Genomic DNA, 13,307 nt, shown 5'->3' on the forward strand with positions numbered 1-13,307 from the left:
CGTTTCGCTATCCGTGAGGGTGGCCGTACCGTAGGTGCAGGCGTTGTATCAAAAATCATGGACTAAGCAGTCCTGTTGATTTTAAGAGCCCGGCTTTGGCCGGGCTTTTTTATGCCTGCTCATAATTTTTCATCAAAATAGCTTATCAAAAGTAAGCGAAGGCTCGCTCAAGTATTGACATTCAAGACTAAAAAATGAACTATTGAGATAGATACTCAACTTATAGTCAGCCAATCAATTGAAATTACTCAGATACTTTTCTGTGTTCGTTTTTATGGGACTAAGCTGTTCTGCTACAGCACAGGTACCGGTCTATGTTGCTGCCTACGATTACCCTCCTTATTTTTCCGATGTACTGCAAACGGATCTTACCCGTGAACTGATAAGTTTGTTGAATGAGCATCAGGACAGCTACGAATTCCGCATTCAGGTGATTCCCCCTGCAAATCGTCATAAAGCCCTGAGTGTGAAAGGGTGCTGTGATGTTATATTCTTCGAATCGCCCCTTTGGGGTTGGGAAAAAAGTGGAGTAGGGTTTCAGCAAACAATGCCTTTAGTCAGAGGACAAGAGCGGCTGGTCGCCTTACAAAAAGCAGACAGAGACCAGACGTTTTTCGATACATACGATGGCAAAACTTTAGGTGGGGTCAAGGGCTATCATTATCTGTTAGGGGGCGAGCTATTGGCTTCAGATGAAGTCGAGGAAAAGTATACGACGTATTTGGCAGACTCCAGAATGACAAATTTGCAGATGGTACTAGGAGGTCGGATAGATCTTACTATTATCAATGATGAACTGCTGGCTGCTTTAAAAGGCTCAAATCAGATTAATGTGGACAGTTTATTGTTGTCGGAAAAGGTTAGTCTGGAATACAAGCTGCACTTACTTGTTGGCGATAATAAGAATATCAGCGCAGATACCTTACAAAGGTTGCTGCGGGAGCTTGGCCGACAGGGCGAGTTTGAAATATTATTTAGACGATTTAATATGGAGCGGTTTCAGATATATCGGCCGACAACAACACGTTAATAGACACTAAGCCCCAAACGGTTAGCTAGCTCGCGTACCATGTACATTCCACGGGCGCTGTTACCGTAGCTGTTTAATCTTGGGCTCCATGAGCAAATAACGCCAAAGTCAGGAACGACGGCAATCATCCCACCACCAACACCACTTTTAGCGGGAACACCTACGGTAAAAGCAAATTCGCCGCTTTGGTCGTACATACCGCTGGTTGATAGCAACGCATTAATGCGTTGAGAGTCTCGTTTCGACATAATTTTCTTTTTAGAAAAAGGACAAATTCCGTCATTTGCAAGAAACGTAAAAGAGCGAGCGAGATTTTCGCAGGACATGGTCAACGCACACTGCCAAAAATAATGATCTAATAGTTCATCAACTTCAGCATCAATATTACCGAAGCTTTTCATTAGGTGAGCAAGGGCCGCATTGCGATGGCCATGCTCTTTTTCTGACTGGTGAACAATGTTATCGGCGTAAACGTTGTCGTTGCCGCATAAGGTGCGCACCAAACTCAAAACCGCATTTTTACTGGCAGAGTAGCGGCTAACGAGCACGTCGCTAACAACAATAGCTCCGGCATTTATCATAGGGTTGCGCGGAATGCCTTTTTCCCACTCTAGCTGCACTATAGAATTAAAGGCCTGGCCTGAAGGCTCCATTTTAACTCTGTCCCACAAATCTTCTCCAAGGCGCTCCATTGCCAGCATAAGGCCAAAAATCTTCGAGATCGACTGGATAGAGAATTGCTCCTGAGTATCACCGACGTTAAACACCTCGCCATCGAGGGTAGCCAGAGTGAGTCCGCAGAGCTCGGGGTCGACCTCTGCTAACGCCGGGATGTAATCAGCAACATGCCCCTCGGTGATCTTCATGGCCTGCTGATGAATCTCCTCCAGCAGGCTTTTGAGATCATCCGGGGCATGTATTTGCTGCCCGCCACTGACCAGATCACGCGTCAAGAGAATGCTCCGGATGCGTGATCGTGGACAGGCGGTCTTTTAATTCGTCAGACAGCTTCACAGAACGTTCCTGTTGAAAATCAAAGTACACCAATACTGTTTTACCTTTAGCGCACATTTTATCTTTCTGCCAAATTTCGGTAGTGATATCAAACGAGCTGCCACCTAAGCGGCTGACGTAAGTATTCACCGTGACATGACCGCCAAAATAAATAGGTAAGAGGTAATCTACTTCCAGCCGCGCGACAATTAAGCTTTGTGTCTTCGGAGACATTTCTCCAAAGAACTCAAAAATAGGTAAACGTCCGGTTTCTATCCACCCCGGTATAACCGTGTTATTGACGTGCCCAAGGGCATCGGTTTCATAAAATCTTACTTTAAAGTCTTCCGTTAACATATTGCGTCCTTTTTATGACAGCTTAAGCATAGGTTTTAAGAAACGAGCCGTGTGAGAGCGCTCATTTTCACAGATATCTTCTGGTGTACCTTCGCAGAGGATTTCACCACCGCCAGAACCACCTTCAGGACCTAAGTCGATGATCCAGTCAGCGGTTTTTATCACGTCTAAGTTGTGCTCAATAACCACTACCGTGTTGCCGTGGTCACGCAGACGATGAATCACCGCCAGCAATTGCTTAATGTCGTGGAAATGCAGACCTGTGGTCGGTTCATCCAGAATGTATAAGGTTTTGCCAGTATCACGCTTGGACAACTCACGTGACAACTTCACCCGTTGCGCTTCACCACCGGAGAGTGTTGTCGCTGACTGGCCTAACCGGACGTAAGACAAGCCTACATCCATTAAGGTTTGCAACTTGCGTGCAATAGCCGGAACCGGGTCGAAGAATTCACGAGCGTCTTCAATGGTCATATCCAGCACTTCGTGAATATTCTTGCCTTTGTACTGTACTTCCAGCGTTTCGCGATTATAGCGCTGACCTTTACAAATATCGCAAGGAACATAAACGTCCGGCAAGAAGTGCATCTCAACTTTAATAACTCCGTCGCCCTGACAAGCTTCACAACGACCGCCGCGTACGTTAAAGCTAAAGCGACCAGGTTTGTAACCGCGGGCTCGTGATTCCGGCACACCTGCGAACAGTTCGCGAATTGGCGTGAAAATACCGGTGTAAGTGGCTGGGTTGGAGCGCGGCGTACGGCCTATTGGGCTCTGGTCAATATCCACCACTTTATCCAGCAGTTGCATGCCATCGACACTTTTGTAAGGAGCAGGCTCCCCGGTCGTTGCGCCATTAAGTTCACGATGCGCGATATGGAACAGCGTATTGTTGACCAGCGTTGACTTACCTGAACCGGATACTCCAGTCACACAGGTCATAATACCTAATGGCAAATTGAAATCGACATTCTTCAGATTGTTCCCGCTGGCTCCGTGAATGGTTAACCGGCGTTTATCTGGTTTGTGACGTTGCTTGGGAACTTCTATTTCTTTCCGGCCGGACAGGTAGTCGCCGGTTAGTGAATCTTCACTTCCGACAATATCTTCAACCTGACCCTGAGCAATAATTTCACCACCGTGTACGCCAGCGCCAGGGCCAATATCAATAACGTGGTCGGCCTGACGAATAGCGTCTTCGTCGTGTTCCACCACAATGACGGTGTTACCCAAGTCACGCAGGTGAGTCAGAGTGTTTAACAGGCGTTCGTTGTCGCGCTGGTGCAAACCAATACTGGGCTCATCCAGTACGTACATAACACCAACCAGACCCGCACCAATTTGGCTGGCCAGACGAATACGCTGCGCCTCACCACCAGACAAGGTCTCTGCGCTGCGGGACAAACTTAAATAGTTAAGTCCCACGTTAACTAAAAAGCGTAGACGGTCATTAATCTCTTTCAGAATTTTTTCCGCAATTTGCGCGCGCTGACCTTCCAGACTCAGTTGCTGGAAGAACTCAAGTGCGTCGCCAATGGATTGCTCAACAACTTCCGGCAGGGTTGTGCCCTGAATAAACACATGACGAGCTTCTGTACGCAGGCGCGTACCACTGCAGCTTTTACAGGGTTGCGTCGCTACGTATTTGGACAACTCGTCGCGCACAGCCTGTGATTCAGTCTCACGGTAACGGCGCTGCATGTTAGGAATAATCCCCTCAAACGGATGCGCTCTGACAACCTTGTCGCCGCGGTCATTCATGTAAGTGAATTTTATTTCTTCCTTACCGCTGCCGAACAGAATCTTTTCGCGAATGTCGTCAGGCAATTCGTTGAACGGTTGCGACAATTTAAACTCGTAGTGCTTCGCCAGAGACTGCAGCATTTGATAGTAGTAGAAGTTGCGCTTGTCCCAGCCACGAATTGCGCCGCCTGTCAGCGACAGCTCAGCATTAACAACAACTTTGGCCGGATCAAAAAACTGCTCAACACCCAGACCGTCACAAGTAGTACAGGCACCGGCCGGATTGTTGAATGAGAACAATCGTGGCTCCAGTTCCTGCATGCTGTAACCGCAATGTGGGCAGGCAAAGTTAGCCGAGTACACTTCGGCATCACCGTCGCCGTCCATCGGCACGACTAAAGCCGTTCCGCCACTGAGTTCCAGTGCGGTCTCAAAAGATTCCGCCAGGCGCTGCTCCATGCCGTCGCGAACTTTAAAGCGGTCAACGACCACTTCAATGGTGTGCTTTTTCTGCAGCTCTAACGTGGGCGGATCGCTTAAATCGCAAATTTCACCGTCTATACGGGCGCGGATATAGCCCTGCAAGGCGAGGTTTTCTAGCACTTTTAAGTGTTCGCCTTTACGGTTCTGAATAATTGGCGCAAGCAACATACGCTTTTCGCCTTCAGGAGCCGCCAGCACGTTATCGACCATTTGCGATACGGTCTGCGCCGCTAGCGGTACGTCGTGAGTCGGGCAACGGGGCTCGCCCACGCGGGCAAACATCAGGCGTAAATAGTCGTATATTTCCGTGATGGTACCGACCGTGGAACGCGGATTGTGCGATGTTGACTTCTGCTCTATTGATATAGCCGGCGACAAACCCTCGATACTGTCAACATCAGGCTTTTCCATCAGCGACAAAAACTGACGTGCATAGGCGGACAGCGACTCAACGTAGCGTCTCTGCCCCTCTGCATATAGGGTATCGAAAGCAAGTGATGACTTACCCGAACCGGATAAGCCGGTTATCACAATCAGCTTATTGCGGGGGATGGTCAGATTGAAATTTTTTAAGTTGTGCGTGCGCGCACCGCGTACTTCGATAGTATCCATAATTCCCGTCTGTTGTTCAGTAAATGACTGACGACAAAACGCTATTATCGCACAGTGTTAGGCATCTGGTACAATAACGGCATCATTTATCATGTTACTGATATAAAAGCAGTGAAATGACGCCACAAAAATTAAATAAAACAGAGAAAAAAGCCGCTTTAGCGCTAGCGTCCGTCTTCGGTATACGAATGTTAGGGCTGTTTTTGATCATGCCAGTTTTAGCGGTTTATGCACAAGACTACCCTGACTACTCACCGCTGTGGGTCGGAGTTGCTCTGGGTGCCTACGGTCTGACACAGGCGCTATTGCAAATTCCGTTAGGTATGCTGTCTGACCGCCTTGGCCGAAAGCCAGTTATTGTCGGTGGCTTGCTGGTCTTTATTCTTGGTAGTGTGGTGGCAGCTCAGGCGGATACTCTATTCGGTGTTTCCATTGGTCGGGCGCTACAGGGGCTGGGCGCTATTGCGGCGGCTATTCTGGCGTTGGCAGCTGACCTATCGCGAGACGAGCAGCGACCGAAAGTGATGGCCACTATTGGTATGTGTATTGGCCTGGCGTTCGCTATTTCATTGGTAGCCGGGCCTTTATTGGGCAATATTATCGGTCTTTCGGGTTTGTTCTGGTTTACCGCCGCCAGTGGTGTTCTGGGCATTCTGGTGCTGTTGCTGAGTGTACCCAAAGTGGTGACTACATCTGCCAGGCGTGAATCTTTACCCGTGTTGTCAGAACTGGGGCACTTGCTTAAGCATAAGCAACTGTGGTGCCTGAATAGCGGTATTTTTGTGTTACACGCTATTTTAACGGCCTGGTTTGTGACTTTACCTATGCAACTGCAAAACGCGGGTTTTGAAAGTCAGACTCATGCCTGGTTCTACTTACCCACGCTGGCCGCGTCCATTTTGTTCATGGTGCCAATGATTATCAGCAGTTCGCGTAATAATAATTCCGTGCAGTGGCTGCGGTTTTCTATTGTCGTCTTAATTGTTGCACTACTCATTATTGCCGTAGCGGGGCAAAACCCCTGGCTGCTGGTTGCTGCTCTGATCATATTTTTCACGGGCTTTAACTTTATTGAAGCCAGTTTGCCTTCGTTACTTACCCGAGTTGCTCCGGCGGGGAGCAAAGGCAGTGCCAGTGGTATTTACTCAACTGGTCAGTTTCTGGGGTCTTTTGTCGGTGGGGTAGCTGGCGGCTCAGTCTTACAGTTTTTTGGGATATCTGGCGTTGTTGTTTTCTGCCTGATCTTGCTAGTATGTTGGTTGCTAATCAGTTTAGTCATGGTTAACCCCGCAGGTGTCACAAGCGTGTCGTTATCATTGCCCGGGTTAACTGAAAGTAAGGCTACCAAGCTAAGTGAGCAGTTACTTACCGTAACGGGTGTTACGGAAGCAAGATGGGTTGAAGAAGATCAGGCCACTTACTTAAAAGTTGATAAAAAACATTACGATGAAAAGGCGGTTAATCAGTTGCTTAAAGAAGCATCGGTCGCTTAATAATTTGAAGCAGTTGTAACGCGTACAAGGAACAGGAGAATCTAATGGCCAGTCGCGGTGTAAATAAAGTAATTTTAATTGGTAATTTGGGCGCTGACCCAGAGGTTCGTTATACCCAAAACAGCACAGCGATAGCCAACCTGTCGATTGCTACCAGCGAAACCTGGAAAGACAAGCAAACAGGCGAACCGCGCGAACAAACCGAATGGCACCGTTGTGTGGCTTATCGTCGCTTAGCTGAAATTGCCGGTGAGTACCTGAAAAAGGGCTCTAAAGTTTATGTTGAAGGGCGTTTGCAAACGCGTAAATGGACAGGCCAGGACAACGTAGAGCGTTACACGACAGAAGTGGTCATTAACGAAATGCAAATGCTGGATTCTCGTGGCGGCCCGCAGGGTGGTGCTCCACAACAAGGCCAGGGTTTTGGTGGCGGTCAGCAGCAAGGCGGTGGTTACGGTGGTGGTCAACCACAACAGCAATCACAGCAACAACAGCGTCCTGCGCCTCAGCCAGCGCAGCAGCAAAATCAACAGTCACAACAAAAACCGGCAGAACCCGCGCCGTTTTCACCTGACAATGATTTTGATGACGATATTCCGTTCTAGTTTGCCAAGTGTAGGATTTACCCGCTCGGGTATCTGTATCATGTGAAAAAAGCCCCTTTTGCAGGGGCTTTTTTTGTATCTAATTTTTAGTTCAAACCTATCGCTATTTTCATTTTAGTTAGCACGCTAAGTTTGTTATTATACTTAGCGTGCTAACTAAAGAGGTTGTTATGACATTAACACAAGAACAGCTCAGACAGTTATCTGTACCTGAACGACTCGGTCGCGTTGCGCGTCAGTGGCAGGCTATTGCGGATAAGGAACTGGCGCCGCTGGGGTTAACCTACCCGCGCTGGAGTGCTATGTGGAAACTGGCACGTATTGGTGATGGTGTCAGTCAAAAGCAGCTTGCCGAAGCGCTTGAATTAGAACTTGGTTCACTTATGCGCACGCTGGCGCAGTTGGAGGAGCAAGAGCTGATTACGCGCAAGGCAAGCCCGGACGACGGCCGTGCTAAGCAGGTGTTTTTAACGAATTCAGGTCATGCTCTGGTTAAAAAAATGGAAGCGAAAATTCTAAAAGTAAGAAGGGCGTTGCTGGCCAATATCGAAGATGAAGAAATTGAAACGGTTAAGAAGGTTCTGGCGATGATTTCATACAATGCGAATCACATGTCTGAAGCTCAGAAGCTTGACCAAAATAATGAGGAAAAAGTATGACCGCAGACGAAAAGTTTGCCCGTTGGGTTAAGCGGGCATTGGTGCTATTTGTGCTCGTATTTGCCTATTTTCTGTGGGCCGACTTGAGCCTGCCGCTAACCCCGCAGGCAATGGTGACCCGGGTGGTGACTCAAGTTGCACCGCAGGTGAATGGTACGGTAGAGAAAGTCCTGGTTAATAATAACCAGTATGTTGAAGAGGGCGAGCCACTATTTGAAATTGACCCGCGACCTTATCAACTGCAATTACAGCAATCAGAGCTGGCACTGGCTCAGGCGCAACAGTCAAACCAACAGTTTGATGCCCAAATTCGAACTGCTCGGGCAAAGTTAAAGTCAGCACAGGCAAAAGCTCAAGAGCTCAGCCGTGAGGCGCGGCGCATTAAAGATCTGGTAGAAGACGGTAGTTCGTCGCAACAGGCATATGACCGTGCGCAGAGCAGTAAGCTAGAGGCCCTGGCAAATGTTGAAGCCGCCCAGTCGCAACTACAGAGTCTAGAAGTGCAACGAGGTGCCGAGGACGATGCAAACAACTTACTTATTCAACAAGCTGAAAATGCGATAGAAACAGCGAAGCTTAACTTAAGCTACACCACCGTGCGTGCGAAACATGCCGGACGTGTCGGTAATCTAAAGCTCAGCGAAGGCGCTTATGCCCGTCAAGGCTCGCCGCTAATGGCGCTGGTATCACCCAATGCCGACATTGTCGCCGATTTTCGTGAGAAGAATTTACGGCACATAAAGTCCGGGCAGCAGGCTCTGGTGGTATTTGATGCTGAACCCGGCACGCTTTATGAGGTGAAAGTGGAGAGCATTGATGCCGGTGTCAACGCAGGTCAGTTAAGTGCCGACGGAGCCTTAGCAGCACCGGTTAACTCTAACCGTTGGGTGCGAGACGCGCAGCGACTTCGGGTTCACCTGAGTTTAGCAGAACAACCGGATTCAGAGCGCCCGGCCGGAGCGAAGGCCACGGTACAGATAGTTCCTGAAGGAAGCGTCAAAGCTGCTATCGCGAAAGCGCAAATCCGGTTGCTGGGCTGGTTACACTACATTTATTGATCAGGAAGGAACTATGGCAACTTCAGTCTTGAGTGAAAACGGCCTACGGCAATGCTTACGAATCGCCTTTGGTGGCTCCATCGGTTTTCTGGTCACGGCACTGTTTGACTTGTCTTATGGCGTGTTTTTTACCGTATTACCAATGCTGCTATTGGGCTTAGTGCCAATGATAAACCGACAAGTCGCCCGGCAAATACTTGCGGCGTCGGTTATGTGCGGATTGGAAGTAGGTATTCTGGCGCAGATACTGGGCGGGCATTCAGTATTAATGACAATGGCCGCCTTTGTCTTATTTCTGTATAGGTTTGCTTTTATGGCGCGCGGCACGGCGTTCCTGTTCGGCGCAAATGGTGTGCTGATGCTGAGCATTATGCTGCATTACGCCAGTTATCCGGGCACCGACGTTAATAACTTAATAGCCAGTAACTTCTTTGCATCGATACTGGCAATAGCCATTGCCTTTGTTATGCATGCGATGATACCCAATAAAGAACAGAATGCGTCACCACCGGCCTTGCCAGATAAGTCACCTAACCGTGTGCGCCACGAAGCTATTTTGGGCGCTACGGTGACAACCCTGTCGTTTTTGGTGTTTCAGCTGTTTGATTTACAGGATTCTATTTCCGCGCAGGCCACAACCATTTTGGTGCTATTTCCCATGAATTGGAACGGGGCATTAACTTACGCGCGTAAGCGAGCGGCAGGAACTCTAATTGGTGTTATGTTTGGTCTTGGTGTGCAGCTTCTGCTGTACGGTTGGTATGACATACTGTGGTTGATTGTGCCGTTGTTCTGGCTTGGGGTGATGTTGTTTGCCCGCATTCATGTCCTTGAAGCTTCGGGAGCCGGGGTGGGTTTTGGGGCAATGACGACGATGGGCATTCTTTTCGGTCAATATTTGTCGCCGGCACAAGACTTGGTGTATTCCGGACTGTATCGTCTGAGCAGTACTTTTGTAGCAATTATTGCGGCTATGATGGTGTGCTATTTGGTGCACAAACTCTTGAACCAGTTTGCGGGAACGCGATTTGGCGCTGCTTAAAATTGATACCCATAGTGGCTGGAAGAGCATGCAGCCAATTAATCAGCTGCATGCCTGCTCAAACTAACATTGAATGGTTAAATTTGAACTGCTGTTTGCTTAGCTTGCGTCGCTTAGCCCAAACTGCTTAACCACCTTGTCGAAATACTCCAGGTTTTGCTTAGCGTAATCACGCTTTTCTACATAGCGACCCGGGAAGAAGTTCTTCTTAAAGCCGTAGGCGACAATGTCTTTCAGGCGCTTCAGCGAAATATCAAAATTATCCACAGCTAACTGATATTCGTTGCTGACCGTGGTACGAGAAACCAAACGGTTATCGGTACAAATAATGGTAGCTAAGCGGTTATCCAGCATATGCTGGAAATTGTGGTTTTTAATGTCGCCAATATCGGGATTAGTTTGCAGGTTACTGGTCAGGCAAACTTCAACGGCAATACGACGGTCAGCAATATAAGAGGCCAGGCTTTCACCATAAGCTTTTGGGTCTTCAATAGACGGGTCCTGAGTCATTTCAGGAGAGAATAAGGAATAACCATGACCTAAGCGGTCGGCATGGCACTTGGTTAACGCCTCAAAAATGCTCTCAGCGCCGTAAGCTTCTCCGGCATGTACGGTTTTCAGCAGAAAGTTCTCGTGCGCGTATTCGTACACTTCTTTGAACTCGCCTGCCGGGTAACCAATTTCCTGACCGGCAATATCCAGCCCGACAATTGGCATGCCTTCTTCGTCACGCATACGAACGCTGGCGCGAACTAAGTCCATTGCGGCCGTTTTAATAACCTGCATAGGTTCAAAGTCACGCATTAACTGAAACATTTGTGTGTAATAAGGGGAAAACCCTTTTTTACCAAACATCCGCATGGCGCAGTTGATAATGCCGTAGTCAAATGGTGGCTTATCGCCGTTTTTAACGTCTGCGCTGTTATTGTACTCTTTCTTTGCGCGCAAAAGGCCGTCGTTTACTACGTGCATTATGGTGTCAAAAGTAACACCTTTACCTGGGTCCATGAGTAGCTGAGGAGCAAAACGTACCTCAATGTAATTAACCCCTTCGTTTTGATTATCGACGGCTAATTCATAAGAGGCTTGCTCCAGGTTTTCTAAATCGCGCAAAGCGGCACAGGTGTACTGAAACCCATTTAGGTATTCACCCAAATTGTTGTAATGCGATTTAAATACCAGATCAAACAGGCCTTCTTCGGTATAGCTTGGAAGTTCGATATCAGCGCGCTTAGCCATATCAATTAAGCTGCTGGCACGAAGGCTTCCATCAAGGTGCAAGTGCAAGTCAGCTTTAGGAATGGCTTTGATAAATTCGGGGGAATATTGCATAGAGAACTCCTGCCTTAAGGTTGCTTTGTCCCATAATGCCATAAAATCGTGCTAATCTCTGCCAGGATCTGACCACATTAACTTAAAAAAATAGAATAAAATGGCTTCTTTATATTTCACTTATTCGGCAATGAACGCAGGCAAAAGTACGTCGTTATTGCAAGTGGCGCACAATTACGAAGAGCGCCAACAACATGTCCTGCTAATGACGCCGGCTTTAGATGATCGGGCAGGTAAAGGACGTATTGCTTCCCGATTAGGTATTGGTCGCGACGCGGTGTCTTTCACCCACCGGACAGATTTAGCCGCAGTAGTCCGGGCTCGCTATATGCAACAGGCAATTGACTGCGTGTTAATTGATGAAGCGCAGTTTTTAAGTGAAGAGCAGGTATGGCAACTGTCTAGCCTGGCTGACGCCGACAATATTCCGGTAATGTGTTACGGCATCCGCACCGACGCTTTTGGCAACGCCTTTCCGGGTAGTGCGGTGTTGTTGGCTATAGCCGACAAACTGGTGGAAATGAAAACCATCTGCCACTGCGGTCGCAAAGCGACCATGTCATTGCGGGTTGACGAACAGGGCAATGCGATACGCATGGGACAGCAAATAGCTATTGGTGGCAATGATCGTTACGTTTCATGTTGTCGTAAACACTGGAAAGAAGCCATGGGGCTGCGCTAAAACGGTCAAATAGAGTACGGAATATGGGTTTTAGCGAAGGCACTTGATGGTATACTGAGTTTCTCATTTTTTAGCCAGAAGTGACTATGCAAAGCTTAACAATTCCAAGACCTGATGACTGGCACCTGCATTTACGCGATGGTGCTATGTTACAAACAACCGTACCTGCAACTGCGGCAGTGTTTCATCGTGCTGTGGTTATGCCAAACCTGGTCCCCCCGGTAACAACCGTAGCGGCCGCTATGGAATATCGTGAGAGAATTTTGGCCGAGATCCCTGCTGGCATGAGTTTTAATCCGCTTATGGCTTTGTATCTCACGGCAGATACAACCCCTGCAGAAATTGCTGAAGCTGCTGCGAACGAGCATGTTATTGGCTTCAAGCTATATCCGTCAGGAGCCACCACAAATTCTGCCGCTGGTGTGAAGTCGGTAGAAGCTCTGGCTCCTGTGCTGGCAGCTATGCAGGAGCATCAGGTACCTTTGCTGGTGCATGGTGAAGTAACCGACAGCGACATCGATATCTTTGACCGCGAAAGAGTTTTTATTGAACGGCATTTAATTCCGATAACCGAGCGCTTCCCGCAGTTAAAGCTGGTGCTGGAGCATATAACCACCGCCGATGCGGTTAAGTTTGTCGAAAATGCCAACAGTAATGTCGCAGCCACAATGACCCCGCAACACTTACTGATGAACCGCAACGACTTGCTGGTCGGTGGTATTCGTCCACACAACTATTGCCTGCCAATTTTAAAACGTCAGTCACACCAGCAGGCCTTGCAGCAGGCGGCCTTGTCCGGTAACCCTAAGTTTTTCCTCGGAACTGACTCAGCCCCGCATGTGCAGGCAAGTAAAGAGACTGCTTGTGGTTGCGCGGGGTGTTATTCAGCTCCAGCAGCAATTGAGCTTTACGCCGAGTTTTTTAGTCAGCATAACGCGCTGGATAAACTGGCAAATTTTGCCAGTGTTTTTGGGGCTGACTTTTATCAGTTGCCCCGTAATACCGAGACCATCGAACTGATTCAGCAGCCATGGACTGTAGCTGGAACGGTAGACACGGCGACAGGCCCTATGGTGCCTTATTGGGCAGGATCTGATTTGCAATGGAAACTGCGCGGTTAGCCATTAAAGTTGTATTGTGACAAATGGGTTATGACGAAGATCATAAACTGCTGCGGAGAGGCGCTTTTTCTGATGAGCTTTGCAAAGTTTCTGTTAA

Annotated in this window: 13 protein-coding genes; 9 read left to right on the forward strand and 4 right to left on the reverse strand. The window is 48.3% G+C overall.

From position 1 onward, the window contains the following. Positions 1-66: hypothetical protein (locus tag B2U97_RS06900; protein ID WP_286830392.1), on the forward strand; the 66-nt coding region annotated here is incomplete at its 5' end. A 208-nt stretch (positions 67-274) separates the two neighbouring features. Further along, the gene (locus B2U97_RS06905; RefSeq protein ID WP_227016353.1) at positions 275-1,030 is read left to right on the forward strand and encodes an amino acid ABC transporter substrate-binding protein; all 756 of its coding nucleotides are present in this window, start codon (positions 275-277) and stop codon (positions 1,028-1,030) included. On the opposite strand, the gene glsA is transcribed toward B2U97_RS06905, so the two are convergent. From glsA to uvrA, 3 genes are read right to left on the reverse strand one after another with little or no spacing between them, the layout of a single operon-like run. After that, positions 1,027-1,983: a glutaminase A gene (gene glsA / locus B2U97_RS06910; RefSeq protein WP_011233613.1), complete on the reverse strand. Its 957-nt coding sequence runs from the start codon at positions 1,981-1,983 to the stop codon at positions 1,027-1,029. The two genes, B2U97_RS06905 and glsA, sit on opposite strands and share 4 nt — an antisense overlap. Further along, positions 1,973-2,380: an acyl-CoA thioesterase gene (locus B2U97_RS06915; protein WP_153849932.1), complete on the reverse strand. Its 408-nt coding sequence runs from the start codon at positions 2,378-2,380 to the stop codon at positions 1,973-1,975. Before B2U97_RS06915 ends, glsA begins: the two co-directional genes overlap by 11 nt. 12 nt (positions 2,381-2,392) lie before the next feature. Further along, positions 2,393-5,218 carry an excinuclease ABC subunit UvrA gene (gene uvrA, locus B2U97_RS06920; protein ID WP_034818732.1) on the reverse strand — a complete coding sequence of 942 codons (2,826 nt, stop codon included), beginning with the start codon at positions 5,216-5,218 and terminating at the stop codon, positions 2,393-2,395. A 116-nt stretch (positions 5,219-5,334) separates the two neighbouring features. Between uvrA and B2U97_RS06925 the strand changes: the two genes are divergently transcribed. The 5 genes from B2U97_RS06925 to B2U97_RS06945 all read left to right on the forward strand — a co-directional run bounded on the left by B2U97_RS06925 (position 5,335) and on the right by B2U97_RS06945 (position 10,075). Further along, a complete protein-coding gene (locus B2U97_RS06925; RefSeq protein ID WP_272990623.1) occupies positions 5,335-6,711 on the forward strand; it encodes an MFS transporter in 1,377 nt (458 codons plus the stop codon). Positions 6,712-6,755: 44 nt separating this feature from the next. Next, positions 6,756-7,316, forward strand: a complete 561-nt coding sequence (ssb, locus tag B2U97_RS06930; protein WP_011233617.1) for a single-stranded DNA-binding protein — start codon at positions 6,756-6,758, stop codon at positions 7,314-7,316. Positions 7,317-7,486: 170 nt separating this feature from the next. Next, a complete protein-coding gene (locus B2U97_RS06935; protein WP_272990621.1) occupies positions 7,487-7,975 on the forward strand; it encodes a MarR family transcriptional regulator in 489 nt (162 codons plus the stop codon). Then, positions 7,972-9,033: an HlyD family secretion protein gene (locus tag B2U97_RS06940; RefSeq protein WP_034818725.1), complete on the forward strand. Its 1,062-nt coding sequence runs from the start codon at positions 7,972-7,974 to the stop codon at positions 9,031-9,033. The genes B2U97_RS06935 and B2U97_RS06940 overlap by 4 nt, the downstream gene beginning before the upstream one ends. A 13-nt stretch (positions 9,034-9,046) precedes the next feature. Beyond that, the gene (locus B2U97_RS06945; RefSeq protein ID WP_286822995.1) at positions 9,047-10,075 is read left to right on the forward strand and encodes a DUF2955 domain-containing protein; all 1,029 of its coding nucleotides are present in this window, start codon (positions 9,047-9,049) and stop codon (positions 10,073-10,075) included. A gap of 99 nt (positions 10,076-10,174) precedes the next feature. On the opposite strand, the gene B2U97_RS06950 is transcribed toward B2U97_RS06945, so the two are convergent. Continuing rightward, positions 10,175-11,407, reverse strand: coding sequence for an adenosine deaminase family protein (locus B2U97_RS06950; protein ID WP_286830394.1), 1,233 nt, complete (start codon positions 11,405-11,407; stop codon positions 10,175-10,177). Between the two features lie 100 nt (positions 11,408-11,507). On the opposite strand from B2U97_RS06950, the gene B2U97_RS06955 reads away from it, so the two are divergent. Continuing rightward, complete coding sequence (locus tag B2U97_RS06955) at positions 11,508-12,089, forward strand: thymidine kinase (protein ID WP_153849928.1); 582 nt, start codon at positions 11,508-11,510, stop codon at positions 12,087-12,089. A gap of 86 nt (positions 12,090-12,175) precedes the next feature. Next, a complete protein-coding gene (pyrC, locus tag B2U97_RS06960; RefSeq protein ID WP_286822994.1) occupies positions 12,176-13,210 on the forward strand; it encodes a dihydroorotase in 1,035 nt (344 codons plus the stop codon). The last annotated feature ends 97 nt before the right edge of the window (positions 13,211-13,307 follow it).

It is taken from the genome of Idiomarina sp. UBA3176, from assembly GCF_002364295.1.
GTDB classification, from domain to species: domain Bacteria; phylum Pseudomonadota; class Gammaproteobacteria; order Enterobacterales; family Alteromonadaceae; genus Idiomarina; species Idiomarina loihiensis.